Below are 26,061 nucleotides of genomic sequence, written 5' to 3'. Positions count from 1 at the left end.
GCCGTGATAGAACTTATGACGGGCGGTCGCTGTCCGTTCGCCGGAGTCTCACGGAGTGAGCGACGACTTCACCCGAAGTCCGTCCGGCAGACGACTGACCACTCGCACTCGGAGCGTTCGCAGAGCCGGTCGTAGAAACGGCGCAGCCCGACCGATTCGGTCTCCGGGAGTACGTGCAACTGGATCGCGCAGTTGCGCACCGTGACGCGGAACACGTCGGTGGTCTCCTCGTCGCGGACGAGGTACAGCGGCATCGGGAGCTCCATGAAGTCGCCCGAGCGGTACGGGCCGGATTCGAGGACGTCGGCGACGAGTGCGTCGAGGTCGCCGTCCGAGCGGTCGGCGTCGGGCGTCAGGGCGAAGACGGTCTCGCCCTCGTACTCGACGCCGCCGCTCCGGGGATACGTACGCTCGGGTCGGCCCGGGATCGCGAACGAAGGGTCGCGCGCCGTCATGTGGTCGCCTCGCCGGGGGATAGGGCGGGATCCCTTTTAACTTCTCGCGCGCAGGCCGGGGCCGCGAACGGAAACCGCGGGCCGAACTGTCAGTCGTCGGTCGTCGGCTCGGCGTCGGCGTCGGTTCCGGCGCCGGCGGCGCCGACTCCGGGTGTGTCCTCGGTGAGGTCGGCGTCGCGCCAGGTGCCGCGCATGTACCAGGCGAACGCCAGCGCGGCGCCGCAGACGTTCGAGACGGCGAAGGCGAGCCAGATGCCCTCGTAGCCCATCTCGAAGACGGCGACGGCCTCGATGGGCGCGCGAACGAGGGCGGCGACGGGGTCGAACGGGATGGCGCCGACGAGGCCGGCGACCCACGACCCCTCGTAGGCGAGCGACTGGGAGGCGAAGAGCGCGACGGGGAGGCGGATAGCGCCGAGCATGCCGATGGAGATGAGCGCGGCGGTCATCGTCTGGCCGGCGCCGCGGAATCCGCCCTTGTAGGAGTGGAAGATCCCGGTGAAACCGAAGGTGGGCGCGACGTAGCGGAGGAAGAGGCGTCCGACCTCGACCACCTCGGGGTCGTCGGAGAAGATGGCGACGATGTTGCCGGCGCCGAGCCAGGTGAGCACGCCGACGGCGGCGAGGACGACGAACATCGCGCGGGCGGCGAAGTGCGTGGCCGACGCGGCGCGCTCTTGCTCTTTCGCGCCGATGTTCTGGCCGGACATCGTCTCGACGCCGCGGCCGACCGCGATGGCGGGCAGGAAGATGACCGAGAACATCCGGACGCCGACGCCGTAGGCGGCGACCACGACGGTCGGGAACGCGCTGACGATGACGAGCATGAGGTTGACGGCGATGGCGTTGCCGGTCCCCTCGATGGAGGCCGGGACGCCGATGCGGAGGAGCTTCCGCAGGTACGAGAGGTCCGGCTTCATGTCTTCGAGACGGATCTTGACGCCGCGAGTCCCCTGGAACATGATGCCGAGGCCGATGACGGTCGCGAGCGCTCGCGAGAAGACGGTCGCGTAGGCGGCGCCCTCGACGCCGAGTTCTGGGAACGGCCCCCAGCCGAAGATGAAGAACGGGTCCAGCACCATGTTGACGACGACGGTGACGAACATGACCAGCATCGGCGTGATCGTGTCGCCGTACCCGCGCATCAGCGACATGAACACGAAGAAGGCGAACATGAACACCATCCCGATGGAGATGATCTCCAGGTACGCCGTCGCGCCGGGCAGGACGTCGTCGGACGCGCCGAGCAGCTGGAGGATGTCGCCGACGATGAAGTAGCCGACGGTCCCCAGTATCAGCGACGCGATGATGGCGAAGGTGACGGTCTGGGAAGCGGCGAACTCCGCCTGGCGCTCGTCGTCGGCGCCGATGTTCTGCGCGACGAGGATGCTCCCGGCGATAGAGACGCCGAGCCCCAGGGAGATGAGGAAGAAGACGACGGGGAACGCGAAGCTGATGGCCGCCAGCGCCTCCGTGCTGTAGCGGCCGAGCCAGATGGTGTCCACCAGGTTGTACATCGTCTGGAGGAGGTTGGTGACGACGATGGGGATCGAGAGGTAGAAGAGCGGCCTGGCGATCCCCCCCGAGGTCAGGTCGAACTCGTCGCGGCTCTTGAACACCACGTTCACCCGTTCGCGGACGGCGCGAACGAGCCGGCCGACGCGGTCGCCGGGCATCAGTCCTCACCCTCCGAGACCGCGCCGAGCGTCTCGCCGTCGACGGCGACGTCGGCGCCCGGTGCGACGAGGTTCTCGCGCACGTAGGCGACGAAGATGTTCCGGGTGCTCCCGTCGGTCTCGCCGATCGCGACGCGGCGGGTGTTGACCCCATCGACGAGCGTCGCGACGAACGCCGCGGTGTCGTCGGGGTCAACGTCGTCGCGGACGAGCCCCTCTTCGATCCCGTCGGCGACGATCTCGCGCACCCGGTCGCGGACGAACGCGTCGATCCGCTCCAGTTCCTCCCGGTAGGTCTCGACGTAGGGGCCCTGGGCCTTGATCTCCATCAGCGCCGTCTGGAACTCCTCCGCGCCTTCTACGTCGGACTTGCAGAGCACCTCGTCGACGAAGGTGATCAGCCGGTCGACGGCGTGGGCGCCCTCGGTCGTCGCGAACTCTGCGGTGAACGACTCGTAGAGGTGGTCGAGAAAGGCGAGCAGGAGCTCCTCTTTCGTGTCGAAGTGGTAGTGCAGAGACGCCTTGCTCTTGTCAGATTCGTCGGCGATGTTTTGCATCGTCAGATCCGCATAGCCGTGTTTGCAGAGCGCGCTGTAAGTGGCCTCCATGATGGCCTCCGACGTGTCCGAAGCGGCCGCCGCGGCGCTCTCCGTCTCTCCGCTCATTGATGTGGTTAACTGACCGGTCAGTCAAAAAGATTCCGGACTGACTGACCCGTTAGTCAAGTCGTACCACGGTCGCGGCGGGATCGTAGCGCCCCGCGTTCAGCCCCGCAGCCGAGCGCGCTGGGGGTTCGGCGCGGCGATTCAAATGGCTCGCGCCCCACGGTCCGAACGGGACCCACTCATGACACACCACCCGGACCACGAGGTCGAACTGTTCAGAGACGAGGGGGCCTACGAGGTGTACGTCGACCTCCCCGGCTACGACCGGGAGGACGTCGACCTCCGCTGGCACGACGGGCGCCTCCACGTCTCCGCGGAGCACCGGACCGAGGACGGGGAGACGCGCGTGTACAATCACGACGTCTCGGTCCCCCGCTCGGTGGACGACGAGTCCATCTCGGCCACCTATCGCGACGACGTGCTGCACGTTCGACTCCCGGTCGCCGACGGCGATTCCCGGCCCGGGACCCGGATCGAGGTCGGCGAGTAGACGACTTCCTCGGGCGTTGTCGGCCGTCTCCTTCCCACTCTCAGTTCGGCCGGTCTGGGCGCACTCGGAACGGGAGGCTCATGTGCGAGGGGCCGATAGGGTCGCCCATCACTCCCGAGGGGAGCTCACTATGACACGCGAGGGACCACAATGACACGGCGGACGCGCGGGAGCCCGTACGCGCCTCAGGACGCGGCCGACACCGAGGCGATGCTAGCGGCCGTCGGCGCCGACAGCGAGGAGGACCTGTTCGACATCCCCGAGTCGGTCCGCTTCGACGGCGAGTTCGGTATCGAAGCGCGCAGCGAGCGGACCGTCCGCCGGCAGACCGAGCGGACGCTCGGGCGCAACGACGACCTGACCGAGTTCATGGGCCGGGGTCACTACGACCACTACGTCCCGGCGCTGGTCGACGACCTGGCGAGCCGCCAGGAGTTTCTCACGTCCTACACGCAGTACCAGCCCGAGGTCGCCCAGGGGTTCCTGCAGGCGCTGTTCGAGTACCAGTCGATGCTGGTCGAACTGACGGGGCTGGACGTGGCGAACTGCTCGATGTACGACGCCGCCTCCGCGCTCGGCGAGGCCGCGACGCTCTCACAGCGCGTCCGTTCGGTCTCCGGCGACCGGGTCCTCGTTCCCGACCAGTTGCGCGAGGGCAAGCGCGCGGTCCTGGAGCAGTACGCGGACGGCCCCGACCTGTCGGTCGAGACCTACCCGACCGAGGACGGCAACGTCGACGTAGACGGCCTCGCCGACGCTCTCGACGACGAGGCGGCGATGGTCTACGCCGAGAATCCGACCGTCAGCGGGGCCATCGAGGAGTCGCTCGGTGCCGTCGGCGACCTCGCCGACGGCCACGACGCGCTGTTCGTCCTCGGCTCCGACCCGGTCGCGCTCGCGCTGCTGGAGCGACCGGCCGACGTCGGTGCGGACGTTGTCGTGGGCGAGGCGAGTTCCCTGGGGATCGGGACCGCATACGGCATGGGGATGGGCATCTTCGCGACGCGCGAGGAGTACCTCCGGCAGGTTCCCGGTCGGCTCGTCGGCGTCAGCGAGGAACGCGTGCCGCGAAGTGGCACGGACGGGTCGAGCGGGGAGCGGGGCGACCCGCGAGACGCCACGGGCCGGCGGGCGTTCACGCTGACGCTCCAGACGCGCGAACAGCACATCCGCAAGGAGCGGGCGACGAGCAACATCTGCACGAACCAGGCGCTGCTGGCGCTCCGGGCGGCCATCCACGCCGCCACGCTCGGCCCGGACGGGCTCGTCGACCTCGCCGAGGACTGCGTGCGACTGGCCGAGGACCTCGCGGCCCGGCTCGACGACGTGTCGGGGATCGCCGCGCCGGTCCACGACCGCTATCACTTCCGCGAGTTCCAGGCCCGCACCGACCAGCCCGCGTCCGCGGTGGCGAGCGACCTCGAAGCCGAGGGGTTCGCCGTCCACGTCGTCGGCGACCACCGCGTCCAGGTGTGCGTCACCGACGCCAACGAGCCCGCGATCGACCGCTTCGTCGAGGCGGTGGAGGAGGTGGCCTGAGATGAGCGACGATCCGGGAGATATCGAGGATGTCGACGGCGCCGCGGACCACGCGCCCGAGGCGGGCACGCTGTACGACCAGGCCCGCTGGACCGACGACGGCGAGTACGAACCTCTCCTGTCGGAGAAGGACTCGACGAAGGTCGAGATCGGCGACGACTCGCCCCTCCCTGACGACCTGACCCGCGACTCGCTGGAACTGCCGGGGCTGGCGGAGCCGGAACTCGCCCGCCACTACGCTCGCCTCTCGCAGATGAACTACGGCGTCGACAGCGGACCGTTCCCGCTGGGATCGTGCACGATGAAGTACAATCCGAAGTTCACCGAGCGGGTCGCCGCGCTGCCCGACGCCGCGGTCCACCCGGACCGCTCGGGTCGGAGCGTCCAGGGCACCCTCGAACTGCAGGCGAAACTGCAGGACTACCTCGGGCGAATCGGCGGGATGGACGCGGTGACGCTCCAGCCGCCGGCCGGTGCGGCGGGGGAGTTCGCCGGCATCCGGATCGCCGCCGCCTACCACGAGGCCAACGGCGACGAGCGCTCGGAGGTCGTTATCCCCGACAGCGCCCACGGGACGAACTTCGCGACTGCGGCGATGTCGGGCTTCGACGTGGTCGAACTCCCCAGCGCCGACGACGGCCGGGTCGACCTCGACGCGCTGGAGGCCGCGGTCGGCGAGGACACCGCGGCGCTGATGCTCACCAACCCGAACACGCTCGGCCTGTTCGAGCGTGACATCGAGCGCATCGCCGAGATCGTCCACGACGCCGGCGGGCTGCTCTACTACGACGGCGCGAACCTCAACGCCCTGCTCGGGCGGGCCCGACCGGGCGACATGGGCTTCGACGTGATGCACTACAACGTCCACAAGACGTTCGCGACGCCCCACGGCGGCGGCGGTCCCGGTGCCGGGCCGGTCGGCGTCGTCGACGAACTGGCGCCGTTCCTGCCGACCCCCCACGTCCGCCAGCAGGGCGACGACAGCGGCTACGAGCGCTACGAACCCGAACAGTCCATCGGCAAGGTCCACGGCTTTTCGGGCAACTGGCTCGTCCTCGTCCGGGCGTACGCGTACATCGCGCGCCTGGGCGACGCGGGGCTCACCGACGCGAGCGCGAAGGCCGTCCTGAACGCCAACTACCTGGCGAGCCAGATCGACTACGAGGTTCCCTACGGGCCCTTCCACCACGAGTTCGTCGCGAGCGCGGGCGACCAGGACGCCGCCGACGCGGCCAAGCGGATGCTCGATTACGGCGTCCACCCGCCGACGACGAAGTGGCCGGAGATCGTCGACGAGGCGCTGATGACCGAGCCGACGGAGGCCGAGACGCGCGGCTCGCTCGACGACCTCGCGGCGGCCTTCAACGCCGTCGCGGCAGAGGACGACGCGACGCTGGAAGCCGCGCCCGAGCGGACCGCGGCCCGGCGGATCGATCAGGTGAGCGCCGCGCGGGAACCGCGCCTGTCCTGGCACGCGCTCGACGAGTAGTCGGTCGCGGCCCGGCCCCCGCGGACTCGCCGTCGCTCGGGGTCAACGATTCAGGATTCGATAATCGGGGGGAAGCCGCTATATACGGGAATTCCCTTGTCTCCGTTCACGAATGGGACCGAGGGTACTCGTCGTCGGGGGACGGATCGACCCGGGGTGGATCGAAGCGCTCGAAACGACGGAGTGGCGTCTCGAACGAGCCACGACGAGACGCGAGACCCTCTCGAACCTCGGGGCGTTCGACCTCGGCTGCGTCGTCGCCGTCGAACCCGACGGGCGCGAGCAGGGATCCGACGGCCGGACGGACTCGACGGAAGCGAGTTCGGGGATCGGCCCGCTCGACGCCGTCGAGACCGTCCGCGAGTTCGGCTACGACGGCCCGGTCGTGCTGGCGTCGTCGCGACCGGACGGCGAGCTCGCGGCGGCCGCGACCCGGCTGGGGATCACCGAGTACCACCCCGGGTCGGCCGCCGACGAGTCGCTCACCGAACGGGTGCTCGCGCATCTCCCCGACGAACCGCGGACAGAGACGGCGGACGGGGGGACCGTCGACGACACCGAGGACCGCACCGACGGCGCGGCCGACCTGGCCTCCCGAGAGGCGGACTTCGACGTCGGGATCGAGGAGACGGCGACAGCGCTCGATGCCGTCGAAGACGGCGTCTACGTCCTCGATCGGCAGGGGCGGTTCGTCGTGGTCAACGAGTCGCTTGCCGACATGACCGGCTACGCACCGGACGAACTCGTCGGCGCGGACTCGGACCTGATACTCGACGACGACTCCCTCGAAACCGCGCTCGACGCAGTCGACGAACTGGTCTGGGGCGAGCAGTCCGCGGTGACGGTCTCGACGACGATCGTCCCGAAGGACGGCGAGCCGTTCCCGGCGGAGGATCACGCGACGCTCGTCACCGAGGACGGCGACTTCGCCGGTCTCGCCGGCGTGATACGCGACGTGACTGATCGGCGCGAGCGGACACGGGAGCTCGAACGCTACGAGTCGATCATCGAGGCCGTGGACGACGGCGTCTACGCGCTCGACGACGAGGGGCACTTCGAGGTCGTCAACGACGCGCTCCTCGACCTGACCGGGTACGACCGCGAGGCGTTGCTCGGCGAGCACACCTCGGTGATCAAGGACGAACCGACGGTCCAGCTCGCGGAGAACAAGCTCCGCGAACTCGTCCACGGCAACGCCGTCGAGACGACGTTCGAGCTCCCGCTCCAGCCGCGATCCGGCGAGCCTATCGACGCGGAGGACCACATGACGATGCTGACCGACGAGGAGGGGCGCTTCGAGGGGACTGCGGGGGTCATCCGCGACGTCACGGACCGGAAGGAGCGCGAGCGGGAGCTCCGGGAATCCCGCGAGCGGTTCGCCGAACTGCTGGACACCTCGCGGGCGCTGCTGGGCGCCCACAGTAGCGAGCGGGTCGCCGAGATCGTCGCCGATGCGGTGGCCGAGACGCTCGGCTACGATCTCACCGCCGTCCGGATCTACGACCCGGAGCGAGAGCGGCTCGAACCCGTGGCCGGGGCCGGAGCCGAAGGAGCCTCGGTCGCGAATCGGCCGGTTTACGCGGTCGGCGAGGGCGGACCGGGACGCGCGTTCGAGCGCGGTGAGACGCTCTCCGCGCCCGCGGACTTCGAGACTCGGCCCGATGGGGTCCCCGAAACCCTCTCACAGGCGCTGTACGTCCCGCTCGGCGACCACGGCGTCGTCAGCATCGGCGCGACCGACGACGACCCCCTCGGCGACCTGGACCGGTCGCTCGCGGAGATCCTCGCCTCGAACGCGGCGGTCGCCTTCGACCGCGTGGCCTACGAGGACGAACTCGTCCAGTACCGGACGGTGCTCGAGAACGTCCAGGACATGGTGTACGTCGCCGACGAGTCCGGCCGGTTCTCCCTCGTGACCGAGCCCCTGGCCGCGTGGCTCGGCGTCGAGCGCGCGGACCTCGTCGGGCGGCCGGTCGCGTCGGTCGTCGGGGACGGCGAGGCGCTGGAGGCGGCCGTCGCGGACGTCCGGGACGGAGGCGTCGAAAGCAGTCTCGTCCAGACGCCGCTCCGGCGGGGCGACGGCGAGGCGCTCCCGGCCGAACTGGAGGTGTCACTGCTCCCCGCCGACGAGGCGTTCGCGGGGACCGTCGGCGTCGTCCGCGACCGGAGCGAACTCGTCGAGACGCGCGAACAGCTCGAGACCCAGCGCGACCGGTTCACGTACCTCTTCGACAACCTGCCGGACGCCGTGGTCGAGGCGTCGCACGAGGGTGACTCCGAGCCTGTCGTCACTACCGTCAACGACGCCTTCGCGGACGTCTTCGGCTACGACCCCGCGACGATCGCGGACGAACCGATCAACGACTACATCCTGCCGGCCGACGAGCGCGAGAGCGGCCGGCAACTGGATCGGGAGGCGGCCGACGGCGAGGTCGTCCAGCGCGAGGTCCGCCGCGAGGCCGCGGACGGCTACCGCGACTTCCTCTTCCGGGGCGTCCCCTACGAGACGGGCGAGGACGGCGTCAACAGCTTCGGTATCTACACCGATATCACCGACCAGAAGGAGCGCGAGCGGCGCCTCCAGGTGTTAAACCGCGTTCTCAGACACAACCTCCGCAACGACCTGAACGTCGTGATGGGGTACGCCGAGATGATCGCCGGACGGGTCGACGACGAGACGGTCGACGAATGGGCGGCGACGCTCACGGAGACCGCCGCCGACGTCGCCTCGCTCAGCGAGCGCGCTCGCTCGCTCGACCGGACCATGCGCGAGGGGTCCCTCCGCGACGGGACCGTCGGGATCGGCGACGTCGTCGACGGCGTAGTTGCGGAGTATCGCGAGGAGTACCCCGACCTGCGGATCGCGACCGACGTCGACGACGCGACCGTCGTCGGCGACGCCCGGATCGAACTCGCGCTCCGAGAACTGCTCGAGAACAGCGCCGAGTACGGCGGCGGTCGAGTCCGCGTCGCCGTCGAGTCCGGCCGCGACGACGGGCGAGTCGCGCTCTGCGTGGCCGACGACGGCCCCGGGATCCCCGAGTACGAACGGGCGGTCGTCGACGACTCGACCGAGATCACCCAGCTGGAACACGCCAGCGGCCTCGGCCTGTGGGTCGTCCGCTGGGTGTGCGACTCCTGCGGTGGCCGCCTGCGGTTCGAGGAGAGCGATCTGGGAGGATCGGCGGTCGTGCTCTCGCTGACGGCCGCCGACGAGTGAGCGACGGGACCCGTCCGAGGGACGCGATGCTATCGAGTCACGACGGATCGAAAACGAGTTGGCCGGAATCAGGCCGTGGCTTTGCTCGTGTCGACGGTCTCGTCGATGCGCACGAACCCGTAGTCGCACTCCCAGCAGTGCCACTTGACTTTCTTTCCGATGTGGACGTTCATGCTCGCCGCCTGGAAGAACTCACGCTCGGTCTCACAGACCGGACATTCGAGCTTCAGGACCTCGCTCATGTCTCCGCCTTCTGCACGGCGCTAATTTAACGTGCTGATCTTTCGCCGGCCGACGCGCCGGGCTCGTCGCCGCCCCGGCTTTCGGCCGCTCACCGGTTCGGCTCCGTGTTTAAGTCCCTGGCAGTCCGAGCGGTGCGTATGAAGATCTACACCGGCCGCGGCGACGAGGGGCTGACCGACCTGCGGGATATGTCCCGCGTCTCGAAGGCGAACCCCCGAATCGAGGCCTACGGGACCGTCGACGAGGTGAACGCGCTGGTCGGCGTCGTCCGCCCGACCGGCCACGAGGACGTCGACGACCTCCTGCGCGAGGTGCAGAACCACCTCCACGTCGCCCAGGCCGACTTCGCCAACCCGGACCCCGACGAGGGCGACCCTCGGGTCCGCGAGGAACACGTCGAGCGCCTCGAAGCCAGCATCGACGACTTCGACCAGGAACTGGAGCCGCTGGAGAACTTCATCCTGCCGAGCGGCTCCGAGCCCGGCGCGAAACTCCATCAGGCGCGCGCGGTCTGCCGGCGAGCCGAACGGCGCGCGGTCGCCTTCGCCGAGGCCGAGGACGGCGTCAACGAGGCGGCACTCGTTTACCTCAACCGCCTCTCGGACCTGCTGTTCACGCTCGCCCGCGTCGTGAACAAACGCGAAGGCGTCCGCGAGGAAGCGCCCTCGTACTGAGCGCTCCACAGCAGCGTTTACGCGATCGCCCGCTCGACTCGCTCACTCGTCGCGCTCGTAGAGGATGGCGTCGTCGGTTTCCCGGACAGTCACGCGTCCGGCCGCTTCGAGCACGTCGAGGTGGCCCACGGCTTCGCTCATCCCGGGAAACTGTTCGGTCACGGGGAGGTCGCCGAACAGCTCGTTCATCACCGCGACGGGCGTCGTCGGCTCGTCGAGCATGCCGGCCACGCGCTCGGTGCGCTCGTCGTGCTCGGCGAGGATGTCGTCGATACGTTCGGGCGGGTCGTCGATCAGGCCCCGGTGGCCGGGGTGCAGTCGGTCGTAACCCGCGTCGCGCAGGACCGCGAGGGAGTCGTTGTACGCCGGGAGTACCCGGGGGCGCTCCGCGCCAGGTTCCGGCGGCGGCTGGAGGAAGGGGTTCGGGGTGATCTCCGCGAGGACGTTGTCGCCGACGATAGCCTCCCATCCGGCCTGTCCGTCGAACGCGAAGAGCACTTCGCCGCTCGCGTGGCCGACGAGGTCGTCGACGCGGAGTTCCCTGCCGTCGACCGTGACCGTGTCGCCGGCGCCGACCTGGCGGTCGACGCCCACGCTGGGGGCATAATGGACGAACGCCTCCGGGAGTTCGGTGACGGTCTCGGCCGTCGAAGGCGCCATGCCGCAGCGGACGAAGAAGTCGCTGAAGTAGGCCTGCTCGGCGTCGAGTCGGCCGGGGAAGTCGGCCATGATCGCCGCGGCGTCGGGGTGGGCGACGGTCGACGCGCCGAGATCCCGGAACCGGCTGGCCAGCCCGAAGTGGTCGGGGTGGGGATGGGTGATGAGCACTCGTTCGATATCCGCGGGTGCGAGGTCGCGCTCGGCCAGCGCGTCGGTGAGGCGCGACCAGGCCTCGTCGCTGTCGGGGCCCGGGTCGACGAGCGTCCGTTCGGCGAGGTAGGCGTTCACGGGGCCGACCTGGAACGGCGTCGGCACGGGAACCTGTTCGAACATGTCTCCCGATACCGGTTGGGACAGTAAGTGAGTGGCGGGTCTCTCGGACCGAAAACCGTCGGCACACGGCGATGCCCACCGTCGTGTGCGGACGTGGCGGCGTTTGGGACAGACAGACGGCGGCGGCCGGACGGTCGACCGCGCGCCGACATATTTTAGGTTTACCTAAAAGGAAATAAGCGTTGCGGTGGTATGGGGCAAAGGATATCTCTGTTGCCGACGTGAGGACAGATATGAACAGGCACTTCGAAGACACCCTGTACTACCTGAAGCGGGCGGTCCGAGCGGCCAGCAAGGGCGTGACCGAGGAGGTCGCGCCCGCCGAGGCGAAGGTCCGCGAGCTGACCGGACGGGAGAAGGAGCCCGAACCGGGGCGGATCGGACGGATCCGGACGAAAGTCGAGCGCGAGTGGCGAGACCGCTTCGACCAGGTCAGCGCGACGGTCGGGTCGTATCGCGGACGCGTCGGCTCTCGGTAGGCGTCCCGACGGAAAGCAATTCTTAAGGTGGGCGGCGGATTATCGCCGAGTGTCCGGGTTGGTGGTCTAGTCCGGTTATGACGGCTCCTTCACACGGAGCAGGCCCCAGGTTCAACTCCTGGCCAACCCACTTCTGACGACGCGACCCGACGAGCGACTGGTCACGACCGGTCGCTCGATTCGATCTGGACGGCCACCTCGTTGCGCCTGAGCGGGGGGAGCGTCCAGGGGGCGTCGTAGCCCATGAAGAACGGCTCACCGTCGAGGGGGACGCCGGCCTCGTCGAGCGTTTCGAGCAGCCGGTCTGTTTCACGGTCGACGCGGTCGTCGGTGGGCCGCCAGGAGAACCGTCGGACCGCGAGCGTCCGCTCCGGGACGGAGACCAGGTCGACGACGTCGTCACTCGGACTCGGGGCCGAGTCGAGGTCGTACTCCGGCGGGAGATAAAACGCCATCCGGACGCCGCTCTCGGCGCGGCCCGCGCCGGGTTCGACCGCCGTCGTCGAGCGCGCCGGTGTGGGCCGCGCTACCTCGACCGGTGCGGTCATCGCTAGCTTCGTTCCGGGGTCGGTCACTTCGACCGGTGCGGTCATCTCGAGGTCGTCGCCACCGTCGTTCTCACCGGAGATGTACCGGAACAGTCGGCCGAACGCTTCGTTCTCGGACGGGGCGACCGTCTCGGCGAGGACGAGTTCCGGATAGCGGCGGAGTTCGACGTCGCCGAGACGGGCGACGACGGTGTAAGGAACGGTCTCGGTCGTCCGCCGCTGGTAGAGCGTCCAGCCCCCCACGGCCGCCGCGATGCCCCCTACCGCACCTGCGATGACTGCCGATTTGCGGACCATACGTACCGTAGGGCGCGTGACTCAATAGGTCCTGTCCCGCACCGCCTCGCTTCTGACGGCGCGGCAGGCGGAGGTTGCGGGCGACGTATCTGGACGACCACGCGCTCCCTGGACGTCGCTCTCGCTGGTGGCCCGGTCCGCGTCTGGTATCTCCGTCGAGAGACGGGGTACGTCGTCCGGTCACTCAGGGGGACCGAACCGTGATCATTTTTTACCCACCCCGGCGAGCACACGCGTATGGACGTTTACGGTATCATCGGGAATCCCGTCGAACACTCGCTATCGCCGCCGTTGCACCAGGCCGCTTTCGACCACCTGGGGATCGACGCCAGATTCGTCACCTTCGAGGCCGACCCCGACCGAATCGAGGAGGCGTTCCGCGGCGCCGAGGCGCTGGGTATCGACGGCCTGACGGTCACGCTGCCGTTCAAGCACGACGCCTACGAGTTCGTCGACCCCGAGGAGTCGGTCGAGCGCGTCGGTGCGGTCAACACCATCGACTTCACCGACGACGGCCCGATCGGGTACAACACCGACATGACCGGCACGCTTCGGGCGTTCGAGCACCACGACGTGGAACTCGACGGAACCAACGCCGTGGTGGTCGGTGCGGGCGGCGCTGCCCGCGCGCTCGCGTTCGGGTTCGAGGAGGCCGGCGCCGACGTGGCGGTCACCAATCGAACCGAGTCGAAGGCCCACGACCTCGCCGAGGACGTGCCCGGCGCGACGGGTCACGGCCTCGACGAACTCCCCGACCTGATGGCCGAGGCGGACGTCGTCGCCAACGCCACCAGCGTCGGTCTGGAGTCCGACGAGTCGGTCGCGCCCGCCGACGCCTGGCACGGCGACTGCGTGGCCTTCGACGCGGTGTACAAACCGCTCGAAACACGGTTCCTCGGCGACGCCGCCGCGGCCGGCGCCCAGACGATCGACGGCGCGTGGATGCTGCTGTTCCAGGGCGTCGACGCCTTCGAGACGTGGACGGGCGAGGACGCGCCCGTCGACGTGATGAACGAGGCGCTCCGGAGTCACCTCTAACCATCTATTTCGCCGGGGGGCCGCGCCGCGCGCGACCCCCCGTCTGCTCACGGGCGCTTCGCGCCCGTTCGCATGGTCCGAGGGACCGAAGGTCCCTCGCTAGCCAAAAACATGGGTGAAAAAGGCCGATCGCGGTGGTCGCTTCGCTCCCTTGCGACCGGTGAACCGCGCCTCGCTTCGCTCGGCGCGGATGCTCAGTATAGCCCGGAGGGTGAACAATTGCTGTGGCGCGCGCTGTCGCGAGTCTTGTCTCGCGACAGCACCGTGCGAGGGATGAGCGACCGCAGGGAGCGAATCGGCTGGGGAGGTGTGAGGCGCGGTGCTGTGCGGTCAAGGTTCCTGGTGGACTGAAAGGGCGAGGTGTGCTCGCGTTCATGTAGTCGTCTGCGCGGGCCCTATCCGAGCGCAGCGAGGATATCCCGCTCAGCGACCGCGAGCGCGCCGAGGGCTTTCAACGCCTGCTGTTGGCTGCGGTCGCTCCGACTCGGCTTCATTCCACAACCAAACCCATAGAAACAACCACTCAGTTCGCACGTCAGACAGAACGAGACGACTGCCCGAAAACCGCGCAGCCGGTGATCAGTCGCCCATTCCGGACTCGCGCAGTCGCGTCCCGGAGATCAGGAACCAGCCCTGACCGTAGAGGTTGACGGCCTGGGGGGCCTCCGGCCCGCCGGGCATCGCGGCGTTACGCTGAACGGCGCCGTCCGAGGTCACTGCAGTCTTCGCGGCGCTCATCGCCCGCTCGGCGACCTCGCGGTACTCCTCGTCGAGCAGGCCGCGCTCGACGGCCTCGGTGAAGGCGTAGGCGTACTGCATCGTGCCGGACGTTTCGAGGTACATCGACGTGTCGTCGATGAGGTGGTGCCAGAACCCGCTGCGGTCCTGGTACTCGGCCATGCTCAGGAGGTGGTCGGTGACGATCTCCTCCAACCGATCCCGCTCGGGGTGGTCCTCGGGGACGTACTCCAGCGTGTCGAGGATGCCGTTGGCCATCCACCCGTTGCCGCGCAGCCACAGCGAGCCGTCGGGGTAGCTGTCGGGCGTCTCGCGCCAGATGTGCCGATAGAGGTCGGACTTGGGGTCGACGAGGTGGTCGTGGTGGACGATGATCTGGTCGACGGCCTCTTCGACGGCCTCGGGCGTGTCCGTGAGCTGGCCGTAGCGGGCCATGAACGGGCACATCATGTAGACGGCGTCGATCCACAGCTCGATGTCGTCGATGTGGTGGGAGATGCCGCCCGCTTCGCTGCGGGGGGCGTCCTCGTGGAGGTACTCGAACTGCCGCCGGGCAGCGTCGAGGAAGTACTCGGGGCCGTCGTCCTCGTAGGCTTCGAGGACGAGGTAGCCGAACGCGCCGGCGTCCGGGACCGGGCGGAAGATCCGGTGTTCGTCCCACTCGGGGACGACGTCGATGGAGCCGTAGGCCAGCTGGCCCTTCGTCGACTGCGAGCGGACCGCCTTGTCGAGGTACTCCTCGGCGATCTCGGTGTGTTCGTCGTCGTCGGTCGCGAGCAGGCCGCGGATGACCATCGGCCGCTCGCCCTGGATGAACTCCTCGAAGTCCAGTCCGAGCGTGTAGTCGGCGACCGTCGGCAGCAACTCCTCCAGTGTGCGCTGCGTGGGCATACTCCCCCATGCGACCGGCCCTATCTTAAGAGCGAGGGGATCGGTCGCGGGAGCGGGGATGGGGGGTCGGAGTGGGGATAGAGCGGAGGGGGAGTCGAGAGCGGCCCATCGCTCGAAACGGCCGGAACACGTAATTCGCTGGCGTCGAGTGGAGGGCCTATGTCTGACGACCCGCTCCACGAACGGATGCGCGAGTACGAGACCACCGCGGAGGAAGCGGCCGAACGAGCGCGCGAACGCGACGAGATCGCCGGAGACGTCGGCGACCGGTTGGCCGAGCACGTCGGCGCGGCGGTGACGGACGTAGGCGTGAACGTCAGGCACGCCGAGCGCTCCCGAGACGGCCACCGCCATCGGTTCACCGCGCGACTGGACCGGGCGGCGCTGGTCGCCGCGCTGACCGAGTCGCTGCCGGGCGGATTCGTCGTCTCGCACGTCAACGACGACGGGTCGTTGAGCGTCGAGTGGACGGGCGACAGGCAGACGCCCTCCAAGCGCGAGCACGGCGCGGTACTGAAGGCGATCGTCGCCGAGGAGACCGTCAGCGACGACGACGGATTGATCGAGTCGGTCCCGACCAGAGACCGGGTGATCGAGCGCGCGGTGGAACTGGGCGTCGACGAGGACGACGCCGTTCGGCGACTGCACCGGCTGGCGACCCTCGACGTGGTCGACGTCGCGGACGGCCGAGTCTATCCCGACGAGAACTTCTCGCGGTACTGAATCGGGAGACGCGCTTCGGCCAAACCGTCGGATTGGCGACGCTCGGAGGCGACTGTGAGTCGGGCGCGGCGAAACAAAGCCGGTGGTGTCGAGAAGGAGCGGGACGTCGGGCGGCGGGTCACCGCATCTCGTCGAGCGCGACGACGGTGTCGGACATCAGCCACGCGGTCTCGCTGTCCTCACGTTCGATGCTCAGGGCGAAGAAGGAATCGCGGCCGCCGTCGACGGTGACGTGATAGGCGTCTGTCGTCAGAGGGCCCGGCGCGGCCGGGTCGTCGGAGTCAGTGGAGGTCACATCCACTCTCACCGATGGCCACGGATAACCGACTCGATCTCCATCCGACCGTGAGAACGATCGTCCTGTTTTTTCCAATGTATACAAAGAAAAAATATGGAAATATTATATCATGAACGCTCTGCGCTAGGTCGGATGTCGAAGTAACCTGATTCAAACAGCATGTATGTGCTGACGAAGCCGAAATCACTCGATCGATAGCACGATCCGAGATCACCGATCGAGCCTCAAAAATCGACGATCTGATCCCCTTCTCAGAGGAGTATATCGCTCCTAGTGCCGCTTTTCGTTCGTAAGCTTCGATCGAGGGGGTAGTCCTAACATAATGTCTATGTAAATCGAGACTCATCTAGACTCAAATCTGTATTCTCTGATGTCACGTTGCCGTCCGAGAGGCGCGCCGTCTCGGGGTTCGCGCGACCCGTGTGGGCGTAGACGCCGCCGACCAAGCGGGATCGTCCGAGATGCGATAACATGGCACACGTTACGGAGACGGACGAAAAGCCAGGGACCGCGACGCGGTCCGACAAGATCGGGAACACGATGCCGCCGAGCCCGGCAAAGCAGGCGCTGACGATGACCGGGAGCGCGACGGTTCGCTGTGAATCACTCGTGGGTGTACAGGGAGCCGTGGACGACGACTCCGGGGGCGGCGAAACTCACCGATGGCGGGAGCGTCGCGTCGCGAAAACGATCGGCCGAGCCCGCGGGTGACAGGCCCGGCCGCGTGAAGATGGCGACTGCCCCGTCGGAGACGGGCCAGCCTGGCACCGACAGCGCGGCACTGTCGGGGGTCGGGTCGCGGGTGGGGTTGTCGGGCACGCGGACGGCAAGCGCCGGGTGGAGGGCGCGCGCCGACCGCACGTCAACCGAGGGACCGTCCGCACATAATGACACCTAAAACTAAAATGCGAATTTTACAGACGAGCTTACTCGTCGCGTGCAGCCGCCGAACTCGCGGCGGGTTCGCCCTCGTCCGTCGTCTCTGGCGTGTACGGCGCGGGCTCGACTTCGTCCGCGTCGCCGGCGTCGAACGCGGGCTCGTCGTCTCGACCTGTCAGTCGCCGGGCGGCGAGCGTCGCGACGACCGAGACGACTACGCTCGCGACCGCGAGCTTGGCGATCCGACTGCGGCCGCTCCCTTCCTCGTCCGTGGGCTCGCTGCCGGTCGCCCGTTCGTCCGCGTCGCGGCGCACTGCGTCGACCGCCTCGTCGCGTGCGTCGTCGCTTGCCCGCCCCGCTCCGGGGCCGAACTGCGCGTCGTCGAGGTGGACTTCGAACAGGGTGACGTTCTCGAATACCATACGCATATCACGTCCCGCGGACACTTAAATCCGCAGTGAGACGCGCTGGCAGGCCGTCTATCCGGGTCCGACCGTCGGTTGCCATCGCCGGGTGTCACTTCCGCGGAGCGGGCCGCGCGGAACGTGTCGACCGAGATACCAGAACCGTTAACCGCCGCATGGCCCAACTCTCCGGCGATGAACCGACGGAGCCTCCTCCACTCCGCGACGGGTGCCGCGGCGCTCGGACTCGCCGGCTGCCTCGGCGACGGCGGGGCCGATCCGACCGCCACCGCTGGAACCGACTCGTCGCCCGACGCGACGTCCCCCACCGACGAACGCACGCAAACCGCCGATCCAACGGCGTCGCCGACCGCGACGCCGGAGGGCCCGAGCGGCGTCTACGTCCAGTCGTTCCGCGAGACGATGGTGATGCCGGGGACGGCGACGGCGGGCGACTACCGCTTCGCCCTGCTGGTCGCGGTCCCCCACCGCTTCTGGACCGTGACGCTCTCGGACCGCTCGGTGACGCCCATCCGTGACGGCGACGACGTGCACCTGATGGCCGCGGTCTGGGACCCGGAGACGGGGACGGTCCTGCCCGACTCGAACCTCTCGGTCGAGATCGCCCGCGACGGCGAGTTGGTCTCCCAGGAGGTCATCTACCCGATGCTCTCCCAGCGGATGGGCTTTCACTACGGCGCGAACTTCGGGCTCGACGGCGACGGGACCTACACCGCGCGGCTCAGCGTCGGCGGCGTGAGCGCGCGGACGACCGGCGACTTCGCCGGCCGGTTCGCCGACGGCGAGACCGCCGAAATCGAGTTCGAGTGGTCAAAACAGGTCCGCGAGCAGCTGAAGACCGAACAGATCGACGAGGCGGGCGAGCGCGGGGCGCTGGCCCCGATGGAGATGGGCGAGCTGCCCCAGCCGCGGGCCGCCGAGCCGGCCGCCCTCCCCGGGACGGTCCTCGGGACGGGCCGCAGCGACGACGCGAAACTCGTCGCGACGCACCTGTCCGCCGACGCAGCGGGCCGCTTCACCGAGGGTAACTCCTACCTGGCGATATCTGCCCGGACGCCGTACAACCGGCTGGTCCTGCCCGCGATAGGGCTGTCAGCCACCGTCGCGCGCGGGGGCGAGACGGTATTCGAGGGCGCGTTCCAGCGAACGCTCGACCCCGAACTGGGGTATCACTACGGTGCCGCCGTGCCCGAGAGTCCCCAGTCGGGCGACGAGATCGCCCTCACCGTGGACACGCCGCCACAGTTGGCGCGCCACGAGGGGTACGAACGAGCGTTCCTGCAGATGGACCCGGCGACGATCACCGCCTGATATGGCGGGGACCCCATCCCGACGAGTCGCGGCCGTTCTCGTGCTGGCCGTCGTCCTCGCGACGCCGCTCGCGGTGGCGACGGTGTCCGCGCACGGCGACCACGTCGCCGCGGACTCCCAGGTGACCGGCGACGGCACCGTCGTCGTCGAGACGGTGTCGGCGCTGACGCCTGGATTCGTCGTCCTCCGCGCCGACGACGGGGGCAGACCCGGCGAGCCGCTGGGCCACAGCTATGTCGGCCGGACGCCCGACATGACGTACCTGTCGAGCGTCGCGGTCGGCGTCGGCGAGTCCGTCTGGGCCGACTGGTCCGGCAACAGAACGATCTGGGCGGTCCTCCACGACGATATGGACGGCAACGAGGCGTTCGACATCGGGACCGACACCTCGGCGGCGATCCGCAGTCGCGCGGCGAAGACGAAGATAACCGTCCGGAAGAGCGACGGCGCGGAGGCGCGCGTCCTCGGCGCGCAGTTCGATCCGCAGCCCGTGGGCGACGGGGCGCTCACGGTCCGGCGGGTCGACCTCCCGGAAGCCGGTCACGTCGCCGTCCGCCCGGTCGGGACGAACGCGACCATCGGATCACAGGCGCTCGACGCCGGCAGCCACGACAACGTCACCGTGGGAATAAACGAGTCGTACGTCGCCGAGCAGTCGTCGGACTTCCGGGTGCACGTCGTCGTCCACCGCGACGACGGCGACGGCGTCTTCGGTCCAGGGGACCCGCCGATCACGGCCGGCGACCGGGCCGTCGGGACGTACCTCACGGTTTCGCCCGACGCCGAGGCGGACGACGGCCCGGTGATCAACACACCGAGCGCGACGGCCACGCCCGATCCATCGAACGGCACCACGTCCGCCACTGCGACGCCGAGCGCGACCGACTCACCCCCGATCGAATCGCCCTCAGGGCCGACGTCCGGTGAGACGGACCGCCCCGACGGAACGGCGGCCGACGGCCCCGGATTCGGCGTCGCGGTCGGTGTGCTGGGGCTCGTACTTGGTCTCGTCACCGCACGCTCGCGTCGCACGTAACCGGCGGTTCGGTCACGCCGGGCATCTCCATCGGTCACGCCGTGCGTCTACAGATCTCCCCTGCCGAGCGTATGGTTGGAATCGCAACGTCCATTTCCGAGCAGTCCTGTACTTCCAGTGATGGCTCCCCGCACGCCCGACCCCTCCCGGCGCGAGTTCGTCAAGGCCGCCGTCGCCATCGGCGGGTCCGCTGCCCTGTCTGCCTGCCTCGACCGCGAAAGCGACGCCGCGACGCCGCCGGGCGCGGAGCCGTCGGCTCACCCCTCCCGCCAGCACGCCTGGAACGACGCCCTCACGACGGACGAGCACGGCAACCACGTCCCGCCGCGTCACCACCTCCTCCTGTCCCTCGATTACGCCGACGACGGGACGCCGACCGCCGACGACCGCGAGCGGGCCGAGGCCGCCTTCCGGTCGCTGGAGCGCGCGTTCGCCCGGCGCAACGACGGACTGCTGTTCACCGTCGGTTACGCGCCGGCGTACTTCGAGCGCTTCGACGCCTCGCTCCCCGACAGCGTCGACCTCCCCGCGCCCGAGGCGCTCTCGCCGTTCGAGGACCCCGCGCTCGACGATCCCGACGCCCTCGTCCACCTCGCCAGCGACAGGGGATCGGCCCTGCTCGCCGCCGAGGAGGGGCTGCTCGGCGACCGGAGCGAGGTCAACGGCGCCGAGATGGAGACGGATCTGTCGGGGATCTTCGCTCAGGCGTCGCTGGCCGGGGACGGCCGCGCGCGGCGGACGGGCTTCATCGGCGCGGGCCTCCCTGCCGAGAACGCGGAGGTGGAGGGGATCCCCGATCCGGAGTCAGTTCCCGACGACGCGCCGCTGTTCATGGGATTCAAGTCCGGCTTCGAGAAGAATCAGGCCAGCGAGGACCGGGTGACGATCGAGTCGGGACCGTTCGCCGGGGGCACCACCCAGCACGTCTCGAAGCTCCGCCTGCGCCTGGACGACTGGTACGGCGAGCAGGACCACGACGACCGCGTCGCCGAGATGTTCTGCCCCGTCCACGCCGAGGACGGCCGCGTCGAGGGGACCGGCGAGAACCTCGGGGACGACAACGGCGTCGGCGAGTGCGTCGACGACATCGAGGAGCACGCCCGGGAGTACGGCCGCGTCGGCCACGCACAGAAGAACGCCCGGGCCCGCGAGGATGGCTCGCCGATCATCCTGCGGCGGGACTTCGACTCGACCGACGGCGGCGAGGCCGGCCTGCACTTCCTCGCCCTCCAGGAGGACATCTCGGACTTCGTCGCCACTCGATCGGCGATGAACGGCACTGACCTGACGGACAACCCTGCCGTCCGACAGCGGGTCAACAACGGCATTCTGGAGTACGTCTTCGTGCGCCGGCGCGGGAACTTCCTCCTGCCGCCCCGCGAGCAGCGGGCGCTTCCGCGGCCGGACCCGTGAGCCGGCTGGGGCGGCGAAAAACCGGGCAGTCGTCGCTCAGATGTAGTCGCCCTCGACAGTCACCGTGACGGCCTCGCCGTCGACGACCAGATCGTAGTGGCCGGGCTGGACGCGGTGGCCGTCGCCGGGCGCGTAGACGCCGAGCTGCTCGACGGGGACGTCCAGCGTCACGGTCGCTTCCTCGCCCGCGTCGAGGGCGACGCGCTCGAACGCCTGAAGCCGGCGCTCGGGCATGACGAGCGGCTTCGACTCCGTCGTGCTGTACACCTGGACGACCTCGGTGCCGGCGCGGTCGCCGACGTTCTCGACCGTCACGTCGAGTTCGACGGTGTCGCCGGGGCCGAGAACTTCCTCGGAGACGGCGAGCTGGCCGGTCTCGAACTCGGTGTAGGTCAGTCCGTGACCGAACGGGTACAGCGGGTCGTAGGAGTCGGGATGTTCGGAGTCGCCGATGGGCCGTGGCTGGTGGAGGTAGTCGTGGTGGACGTCGACCTGCGTGCCCGAGCGCGGGACGGTGATCGGGAGGCGACCGCTGGGGTCGTTCTCGCCGACGAGCGTCTCGGCGACGGCCTTCCCCCCCATCGTCCCCGGGAAGTACGCCATCAGGACCGCTTCCGCCTGTTCGTCGAGGCGTTCGACGGCCAGCGGGCGGCCGGTGACGAGCACGCCGACGACGGGCGTCCCCGTCTCGGCGACGGCGTCGACCAGTTCCTGCTGGGCCTCGGGGATGTCGATCTGCTCGCGGGTCGGGAACTCGCCCGTCTCGGTGCGCGGGCCGCCGGCACCGAACTCGTGGAGGTACCAGCCCTCGCCGAGCGCGAGGACGGCCACGTCCGCGTCGGCGGCCCGTTCGGCGGCCGCCTCGACGTCGAGCGTCTCGTGGAGGGCCGCGCCCTGCTCGTGGGTCACGTCGCCGTCGACGTGGGCGCGGATCTCCTCGAGGATGGTCGTCCCATCGACGTGTTCCTCGGCCTCGACGGACCAGCCACCCACCTGATGGACGAGGTTGTCGGCGTTCGGCCCGCCGATGAAGACGTCCTCGTCGCCCGAGAGGGGGAGGAAGTCGTCGTTCTTGCAGAGGGTGAGCGAGTCGCGGACGACCTCCAGCGCGGTCTGCTGGTGGTCCGCGGCGCCGACCGTGTCGAGGGCCTCGCGCCTGTCGACGTAGGGGTCCTCGAACAGGCCCATCCGGAACTTGCGGTCGAGGACGCGCTCGACGCTGGCGTCGAGGACGGACTCGGCGAGGTCGCCCGACTCGACGAGGTCGACCAGTTCCTCGGCTTCGAGGTCGTTGCCGACGGAGGCGACGTCGAGGCCGGCGGTCCGCGCGTCGTAGGTCGCCTCGCGGAGGTCGGCCGCCGTCTTGTGGTCGTCGGTGAGGTGGCGGACGCCGCCCCAGTCGGAGACGATGGTGCCGTCGAAGCCCAGGTCGCCGCGCAGCAGGTCGGTGAGCCAGCGCGCCGAGCCGTGGACGGGTTCGCCGTTGATCGAGTTGTAGCAGGGCATCACCGACTCGACGTCGGCGTCGAGGGCGGCCTCGAACGGCGGGACGAAGGTGTTGCGGAGCTTGTACTCCGAGACGTCGACCGGCGCGGCGTCCTCGCCGCGCTCGGGCTCGCTGTAGGCCGGGAAGTGCTTGGCCGTCGAGACGACCGTGTCCTCGGCTTCCAGCCCGTCGCCCTGATAGCCGCGGACCTTGGCCGCGGCGAACTCGGCGACCAGCCGGGGGCTCTCGCCGAAGGTCTCGAAGACGCGGCCCCAGCGGGGGTCCCGACCCACGTCGCACGTCGGCGAGTAATTCTGGTGGGCGCCGGTCGCGGCGATCTCCGTCGCGGTGACCGACGCGCCCTCCTCGATGGCCTCCGGGTCCCACGTCGCCGCCGCGCCGAGGCCGTTGGGAAACACTGTCGCGTCCGCGACGTACGCGTGCCCGTGAACCGCGTCGACGTTGACGAAGAGCGGGATCCCGAGTCGCGTCTCCTCGGTCGCGACTTCCTGAAGCTCGTTGACGATGTCGACGATCTCGCCCACTTCGGTCCCGGTGGATCCGCCCCACCCGAACGGAGCCGCACAGCCGAGGTGATGGTCCCTGATCAGGTCCTTCACGTCGTCGACGTCGAGCTCGCGATGCATCGTCCCCGCCCACGTCCCGACGAGCTGGCCGGCCTTCTCTTCGAGCGTCATGCGCTCGAGCAGATCCGAAACGCGCCGCGAAACCGGGAGATTCGACTGTTGATACTCGGCCTCCCGTCCACTCTCTGGCATGTTCGGATGGATATCTGTCACCTATATAAATATTGCGAGGTGCTGTCGAACGTCTCGCGGCGCCGTTCACTCGGACTGCGCGGGGATTTCGAACTCGACAATCGGGTTTCGGGGCCTCTCGGGAGAGTGTCGGATCGATAGTCGAGCCGTTCTCGGTCCTCCTCACTCGAACGCTGGCCGCCTCCCACCGCGATCGGCCCGACGATCGTCGGACCGTCGACCGCCCCGCGCCCGAGCTAAAGACTTATATGTGATCCCCAGAACGGACTCGATACCGGGGCGTTTGCTCGTCGGAAATTCCCCGTTCGAGACCGAATCTGGGGCAGTTGTGGGCGACTATTGGGAGACATTCGGGGCTTAATTGGGGGAATGATCCACAACATTTATTTACTATGGATGTACGGAATTTAGTGAGTCATGGCAAGCGATAACAGCGACTACAGCGACGTAATTAGCCGCCGTCGATTCGTCGAACTGACAGGTGTGTCTGGTGCTGCCGCGCTTGCGGGGTGTGGTGGCGGTGGCGGAACGGACACTCCCGGTGACGGGGGTAGTGACGGTGACGGAGGCGGCGACGGCGGTGATGGTGGCGACGGTGGAGACGGTGGAGACGGCGGCGACGGCGGCGACGGCGGCGACGGTGGAGACGGTGGATCGACCAACGTAAAGGACGTCACGCTCGTCGGTGCGACGAACAACGGCGTCCCGTCGGACCTCCATTTCAACACGTACGCGACGCAGAACGTGGGGACGTACATGACGTACGACCTGTTCGACCAGTACATGAAGTACGACGCGGCGAACGGGGAGTTCATCCCGTACGCGATCAGCGACTACACCATCGACGGGACGACGGTGACGCTGAACATCCGCGAGGACCTCGTCTGGCACGACGGTGACGACGTCACCTCCGAGGACCTCCTCACGCAGTTCGAGATGCTGACCCTGGTCAACGACCCCGTCGCGGACTTCGTCGACAGCTGGGAGGCCGACGGCGACAAGACGGTCGTCCTGGAGCTGACCGGCGACACGAACGAGACGATCCTGCTCCACCAGCTGGCCCAGCTCCGCGTCGACGCGAAGTCCGAGATCTTCTCGCAGTTCGAGGGCGACGCCGAGGGGCTACAGGGCTTCCAGTGGCACGGCCAGGACCAGGAAGTCGTCGGCAGCGGCCCGTGGCAGTTCGACAGCAAGGACAACCAGCAGGCCAGGCTGACCCGCTTCGGTGACCACCCGGACGCCGACGGGATCAACTTCGACGAGTACCAGTACCTCTTCCGCGAAGGCAACGAGCAGGGCCATCAGGGGCTGCTCGGCGGCGAGCTCGACGTGCACATCAGCCTGTTCGCGCCGCCGCCAGTCGTCAACAACTTCCCGGACCACGTCGTCGAGGCGAACCCGCCGGCCAAGTGGGGCTACGGGATCTGTTTCAACCACGACGACCCGCACTTCGGCCAGCGCGAGGTCCGCCAGGCCGTCGCTCACGTCGTCGACCGACAGGCCATCGTCGACAACGCCGGGCCGAACACGAAGGTCCCGACCTCGGCCCCCTGCGGCATCACGCCGGACGACATCGAGCGCTGGGTCGGCGACTCGATGGACAGCTTCGAGGACTACGGCGTCGACGCCTCGCAGAACGAAAAGGCGGCCGAACTCATGCGCGAGGCCGGTTACGAGGGTGAGGTCGGCGGCTCCTGGTCGAAGGACGGCGAGACGCTCTCCGTCGAGTTCATCTCGCCGGCGGGCTGGACCGACTGGACGACGGCCACCGAGACGGTCGTCGACCAGCTCACCGCCTTCGGCATCGACGCGACGGTCAACACGCTGCCCGGCAGCGACTGGACGAACGCGTTCGTCAACGGCGACTTCAGCATGGGTGCTCGCCCGTGGACGCCGGGCGGCCCGCGCTCGTCGTTCCCGTACTTCGTCCTGCGCCACCAGCTGCTCGCCACCGCGTTCGACGGCGGGCACAACTACCCGGCCGACCAGGAGGTCACCCTCTCGGGCGGCCCGAACGGCGAGGTGACGATCACGCCGGGGTCGGCCGTCGAGACGCTCGCGACGACCACCGACGAGAACGAGGTCCAGACCCTCATCACGAACCTGGCCTACCACAACAACCAGGAACTCCCGTTCCTGTCCTGCGTCGGGAAGCTCGAGCAGTCCTGGCTGACCAACGACGAATGGAACGTCCCCGAGGAAGGCTCGGACATCCTCCAGATCAAGTGGCCGTCCAACTGGCTGCCGCGGCAGGGCGAACTGCAGGCGAAGTAAAC

General features: G+C 68.8%; 23 protein-coding genes and 1 tRNA gene. 13 read left to right on the top strand and 11 right to left on the bottom strand.

Going from position 1 to position 26,061, the window contains the following annotated elements:
- Positions 1–68 precede the first annotated feature (68 nt).
- The 3 genes from ACMGFH_RS11200 to ACMGFH_RS11190 form a co-directional block, all read right to left on the bottom strand.
- Complete coding sequence (locus tag ACMGFH_RS11200; protein WP_415378529.1) at positions 69–455, bottom strand: hypothetical protein; 387 nt, start codon at positions 453–455, stop codon at positions 69–71.
- A gap of 89 nt (positions 456–544) precedes the next feature.
- On the bottom strand, positions 545–2,131 hold the full coding sequence (locus ACMGFH_RS11195) for an MATE family efflux transporter (RefSeq protein WP_415378528.1): 1,587 nt from the start codon (positions 2,129–2,131) through the stop codon (positions 545–547).
- Positions 2,131–2,796, bottom strand: a complete 666-nt coding sequence (locus ACMGFH_RS11190) for a TetR/AcrR family transcriptional regulator (RefSeq protein WP_415378526.1) — start codon at positions 2,794–2,796, stop codon at positions 2,131–2,133. Before ACMGFH_RS11190 ends, ACMGFH_RS11195 begins: the two co-directional genes overlap by 1 nt.
- A 181-nt stretch (positions 2,797–2,977) precedes the next feature.
- On the opposite strand from ACMGFH_RS11190, the gene ACMGFH_RS11185 reads away from it, so the two are divergent.
- The 4 genes from ACMGFH_RS11185 to ACMGFH_RS11170 all read left to right on the top strand — a co-directional run bounded on the left by ACMGFH_RS11185 (position 2,978) and on the right by ACMGFH_RS11170 (position 9,534).
- Positions 2,978–3,286 carry an Hsp20/alpha crystallin family protein gene (locus ACMGFH_RS11185; protein ID WP_415378524.1) on the top strand — a complete coding sequence of 103 codons (309 nt, stop codon included), beginning with the start codon at positions 2,978–2,980 and terminating at the stop codon, positions 3,284–3,286.
- Between the two features lie 150 nt (positions 3,287–3,436).
- Positions 3,437–4,825 (top strand): glycine dehydrogenase, encoded by a 1,389-nt coding sequence (locus ACMGFH_RS11180; protein WP_415378522.1) that lies wholly within the window; start codon positions 3,437–3,439, stop codon positions 4,823–4,825.
- Between the two features lies 1 nt (position 4,826).
- The gene (gene gcvPB, locus ACMGFH_RS11175; RefSeq protein ID WP_415378521.1) at positions 4,827–6,314 is read left to right on the top strand and encodes an aminomethyl-transferring glycine dehydrogenase subunit GcvPB; all 1,488 of its coding nucleotides are present in this window, start codon (positions 4,827–4,829) and stop codon (positions 6,312–6,314) included.
- A gap of 112 nt (positions 6,315–6,426) precedes the next feature.
- Positions 6,427–9,534, top strand: coding sequence for a PAS domain S-box protein (locus ACMGFH_RS11170; RefSeq protein ID WP_415378519.1), 3,108 nt, complete (start codon positions 6,427–6,429; stop codon positions 9,532–9,534).
- A 68-nt stretch (positions 9,535–9,602) separates the two neighbouring features.
- Here ACMGFH_RS11170 and ACMGFH_RS11165 read toward each other — a convergent pair whose 3' ends face one another.
- Positions 9,603–9,776 carry a hypothetical protein gene (locus ACMGFH_RS11165; RefSeq protein ID WP_415378518.1) on the bottom strand — a complete coding sequence of 58 codons (174 nt, stop codon included), beginning with the start codon at positions 9,774–9,776 and terminating at the stop codon, positions 9,603–9,605.
- Positions 9,777–9,914: 138 nt separating this feature from the next.
- On the opposite strand from ACMGFH_RS11165, the gene ACMGFH_RS11160 reads away from it, so the two are divergent.
- Positions 9,915–10,451 (top strand): cob(I)yrinic acid a,c-diamide adenosyltransferase, encoded by a 537-nt coding sequence (locus ACMGFH_RS11160; protein WP_415378516.1) that lies wholly within the window; start codon positions 9,915–9,917, stop codon positions 10,449–10,451.
- A gap of 42 nt (positions 10,452–10,493) precedes the next feature.
- Here ACMGFH_RS11160 and ACMGFH_RS11155 read toward each other — a convergent pair whose 3' ends face one another.
- The gene (locus ACMGFH_RS11155; protein WP_415378514.1) at positions 10,494–11,444 is read right to left on the bottom strand and encodes an MBL fold metallo-hydrolase; all 951 of its coding nucleotides are present in this window, start codon (positions 11,442–11,444) and stop codon (positions 10,494–10,496) included.
- A 233-nt stretch (positions 11,445–11,677) separates the two neighbouring features.
- Here ACMGFH_RS11155 and ACMGFH_RS11150 point away from each other — a divergent pair, with 233 nt between their 5' ends.
- Both ACMGFH_RS11150 and ACMGFH_RS11145 read left to right on the top strand, forming a co-directional pair.
- Positions 11,678–11,923, top strand: coding sequence for a hypothetical protein (locus ACMGFH_RS11150; RefSeq protein WP_415378512.1), 246 nt, complete (start codon positions 11,678–11,680; stop codon positions 11,921–11,923).
- Between the two features lie 55 nt (positions 11,924–11,978).
- Positions 11,979–12,053, top strand: a tRNA-Val gene (locus tag ACMGFH_RS11145).
- A 31-nt stretch (positions 12,054–12,084) separates the two neighbouring features.
- Here the strand turns inward: ACMGFH_RS11145 and ACMGFH_RS11140 are convergent.
- Positions 12,085–12,768: an SOUL family heme-binding protein gene (locus ACMGFH_RS11140; protein WP_415378510.1), complete on the bottom strand. Its 684-nt coding sequence runs from the start codon at positions 12,766–12,768 to the stop codon at positions 12,085–12,087.
- Positions 12,769–13,005: 237 nt separating this feature from the next.
- Between ACMGFH_RS11140 and aroE the strand changes: the two genes are divergently transcribed.
- The gene (aroE, locus tag ACMGFH_RS11135; protein WP_415378508.1) at positions 13,006–13,806 is read left to right on the top strand and encodes a shikimate dehydrogenase; all 801 of its coding nucleotides are present in this window, start codon (positions 13,006–13,008) and stop codon (positions 13,804–13,806) included.
- A gap of 579 nt (positions 13,807–14,385) precedes the next feature.
- Here aroE and ACMGFH_RS11130 read toward each other — a convergent pair.
- Positions 14,386–15,435 carry a glycoside hydrolase family 88/105 protein gene (locus tag ACMGFH_RS11130; RefSeq protein WP_415378506.1) on the bottom strand — a complete coding sequence of 350 codons (1,050 nt, stop codon included), beginning with the start codon at positions 15,433–15,435 and terminating at the stop codon, positions 14,386–14,388.
- Positions 15,436–15,594: 159 nt separating this feature from the next.
- Here ACMGFH_RS11130 and ACMGFH_RS11125 point away from each other — a divergent pair, with 159 nt between their 5' ends.
- Positions 15,595–16,158 (top strand): hypothetical protein, encoded by a 564-nt coding sequence (locus tag ACMGFH_RS11125; protein WP_415378505.1) that lies wholly within the window; start codon positions 15,595–15,597, stop codon positions 16,156–16,158.
- A 118-nt stretch (positions 16,159–16,276) separates the two neighbouring features.
- On the opposite strand, the gene ACMGFH_RS11120 is transcribed toward ACMGFH_RS11125, so the two are convergent.
- The 3 genes from ACMGFH_RS11120 to ACMGFH_RS11110 all read right to left on the bottom strand — a co-directional run bounded on the left by ACMGFH_RS11120 (position 16,277) and on the right by ACMGFH_RS11110 (position 17,757).
- Entirely contained in the window at positions 16,277–16,453 is a 177-nt protein-coding gene (locus tag ACMGFH_RS11120; RefSeq protein ID WP_415378503.1) for a hypothetical protein, read from the bottom strand.
- A 606-nt stretch (positions 16,454–17,059) separates the two neighbouring features.
- Positions 17,060–17,317, bottom strand: a complete 258-nt coding sequence (locus ACMGFH_RS11115) for a hypothetical protein (protein ID WP_415378502.1) — start codon at positions 17,315–17,317, stop codon at positions 17,060–17,062.
- A 65-nt stretch (positions 17,318–17,382) separates the two neighbouring features.
- Entirely contained in the window at positions 17,383–17,757 is a 375-nt protein-coding gene (locus ACMGFH_RS11110) for a hypothetical protein (RefSeq protein WP_415378501.1), read from the bottom strand.
- A gap of 177 nt (positions 17,758–17,934) precedes the next feature.
- Here ACMGFH_RS11110 and ACMGFH_RS11105 point away from each other — a divergent pair, with 177 nt between their 5' ends.
- From ACMGFH_RS11105 to ACMGFH_RS11095, 3 genes are all read left to right on the top strand, one after another.
- Positions 17,935–19,071 (top strand): iron transporter, encoded by a 1,137-nt coding sequence (locus ACMGFH_RS11105; RefSeq protein ID WP_415378500.1) that lies wholly within the window; start codon positions 17,935–17,937, stop codon positions 19,069–19,071.
- A gap of 1 nt (position 19,072) precedes the next feature.
- Positions 19,073–20,107, top strand: coding sequence for a hypothetical protein (locus tag ACMGFH_RS11100; RefSeq protein WP_415378498.1), 1,035 nt, complete (start codon positions 19,073–19,075; stop codon positions 20,105–20,107).
- A gap of 120 nt (positions 20,108–20,227) precedes the next feature.
- Positions 20,228–21,520 carry a Tat pathway signal protein gene (locus ACMGFH_RS11095; protein ID WP_415378496.1) on the top strand — a complete coding sequence of 431 codons (1,293 nt, stop codon included), beginning with the start codon at positions 20,228–20,230 and terminating at the stop codon, positions 21,518–21,520.
- A gap of 36 nt (positions 21,521–21,556) precedes the next feature.
- On the opposite strand, the gene ACMGFH_RS11090 is transcribed toward ACMGFH_RS11095, so the two are convergent.
- On the bottom strand, positions 21,557–23,785 hold the full coding sequence (locus ACMGFH_RS11090; protein WP_415378494.1) for a glycoside hydrolase family 3 N-terminal domain-containing protein: 2,229 nt from the start codon (positions 23,783–23,785) through the stop codon (positions 21,557–21,559).
- Between the two features lie 417 nt (positions 23,786–24,202).
- Between ACMGFH_RS11090 and ACMGFH_RS11085 the strand changes: the two genes are divergently transcribed.
- On the top strand, positions 24,203–26,059 hold the full coding sequence (locus ACMGFH_RS11085; protein ID WP_415378492.1) for an ABC transporter substrate-binding protein: 1,857 nt from the start codon (positions 24,203–24,205) through the stop codon (positions 26,057–26,059).
- Positions 26,060–26,061 lie beyond the last annotated feature (2 nt).

This window comes from Halosimplex rarum, assembly GCF_047715405.1.
Lineage (GTDB): Archaea > Halobacteriota > Halobacteria > Halobacteriales > Haloarculaceae > Halosimplex > Halosimplex rarum.
Note: the sequence above shows the minus strand (reverse complement) of the source record. Positions and strands in the feature narration are given on the sequence as shown.

What these genes read in the sequence shown, in the direction of transcription:
- ACMGFH_RS11200 (WP_415378529.1), bottom strand. Translation starts at nt 455, where the DNA reads ATGACGGCGCGCGACCCTTCGTTCGCGATCCCGGGCCGACCCGAGCGT.
- ACMGFH_RS11195 (WP_415378528.1), bottom strand. Translation starts at nt 2,131, where the DNA reads ATGCCCGGCGACCGCGTCGGCCGGCTCGTTCGCGCCGTCCGCGAACGG.
- ACMGFH_RS11190 (WP_415378526.1), bottom strand. Translation starts at nt 2,796, where the DNA reads ATGAGCGGAGAGACGGAGAGCGCCGCGGCGGCCGCTTCGGACACGTCG.
- ACMGFH_RS11185 (WP_415378524.1), top strand. Translation starts at nt 2,978, where the DNA reads ATGACACACCACCCGGACCACGAGGTCGAACTGTTCAGAGACGAGGGG.
- ACMGFH_RS11180 (WP_415378522.1), top strand. Translation starts at nt 3,437, where the DNA reads ATGACACGGCGGACGCGCGGGAGCCCGTACGCGCCTCAGGACGCGGCC.
- gcvPB (WP_415378521.1), top strand. Translation starts at nt 4,827, where the DNA reads ATGAGCGACGATCCGGGAGATATCGAGGATGTCGACGGCGCCGCGGAC.
- ACMGFH_RS11170 (WP_415378519.1), top strand. Translation starts at nt 6,427, where the DNA reads ATGGGACCGAGGGTACTCGTCGTCGGGGGACGGATCGACCCGGGGTGG.
- ACMGFH_RS11165 (WP_415378518.1), bottom strand. Translation starts at nt 9,776, where the DNA reads ATGAGCGAGGTCCTGAAGCTCGAATGTCCGGTCTGTGAGACCGAGCGT.
- ACMGFH_RS11160 (WP_415378516.1), top strand. Translation starts at nt 9,915, where the DNA reads ATGAAGATCTACACCGGCCGCGGCGACGAGGGGCTGACCGACCTGCGG.
- ACMGFH_RS11155 (WP_415378514.1), bottom strand. Translation starts at nt 11,444, where the DNA reads ATGTTCGAACAGGTTCCCGTGCCGACGCCGTTCCAGGTCGGCCCCGTG.
- ACMGFH_RS11150 (WP_415378512.1), top strand. Translation starts at nt 11,678, where the DNA reads ATGAACAGGCACTTCGAAGACACCCTGTACTACCTGAAGCGGGCGGTC.
- ACMGFH_RS11140 (WP_415378510.1), bottom strand. Translation starts at nt 12,768, where the DNA reads ATGGTCCGCAAATCGGCAGTCATCGCAGGTGCGGTAGGGGGCATCGCG.
- aroE (WP_415378508.1), top strand. Translation starts at nt 13,006, where the DNA reads ATGGACGTTTACGGTATCATCGGGAATCCCGTCGAACACTCGCTATCG.
- ACMGFH_RS11130 (WP_415378506.1), bottom strand. Translation starts at nt 15,435, where the DNA reads ATGCCCACGCAGCGCACACTGGAGGAGTTGCTGCCGACGGTCGCCGAC.
- ACMGFH_RS11125 (WP_415378505.1), top strand. Translation starts at nt 15,595, where the DNA reads ATGTCTGACGACCCGCTCCACGAACGGATGCGCGAGTACGAGACCACC.
- ACMGFH_RS11110 (WP_415378501.1), bottom strand. Translation starts at nt 17,757, where the DNA reads ATGGTATTCGAGAACGTCACCCTGTTCGAAGTCCACCTCGACGACGCG.
- ACMGFH_RS11105 (WP_415378500.1), top strand. Translation starts at nt 17,935, where the DNA reads ATGAACCGACGGAGCCTCCTCCACTCCGCGACGGGTGCCGCGGCGCTC.
- ACMGFH_RS11100 (WP_415378498.1), top strand. Translation starts at nt 19,073, where the DNA reads ATGGCGGGGACCCCATCCCGACGAGTCGCGGCCGTTCTCGTGCTGGCC.
- ACMGFH_RS11095 (WP_415378496.1), top strand. Translation starts at nt 20,228, where the DNA reads ATGGCTCCCCGCACGCCCGACCCCTCCCGGCGCGAGTTCGTCAAGGCC.
- ACMGFH_RS11090 (WP_415378494.1), bottom strand. Translation starts at nt 23,785, where the DNA reads ATGCCAGAGAGTGGACGGGAGGCCGAGTATCAACAGTCGAATCTCCCG.
- ACMGFH_RS11085 (WP_415378492.1), top strand. Translation starts at nt 24,203, where the DNA reads ATGGCAAGCGATAACAGCGACTACAGCGACGTAATTAGCCGCCGTCGA.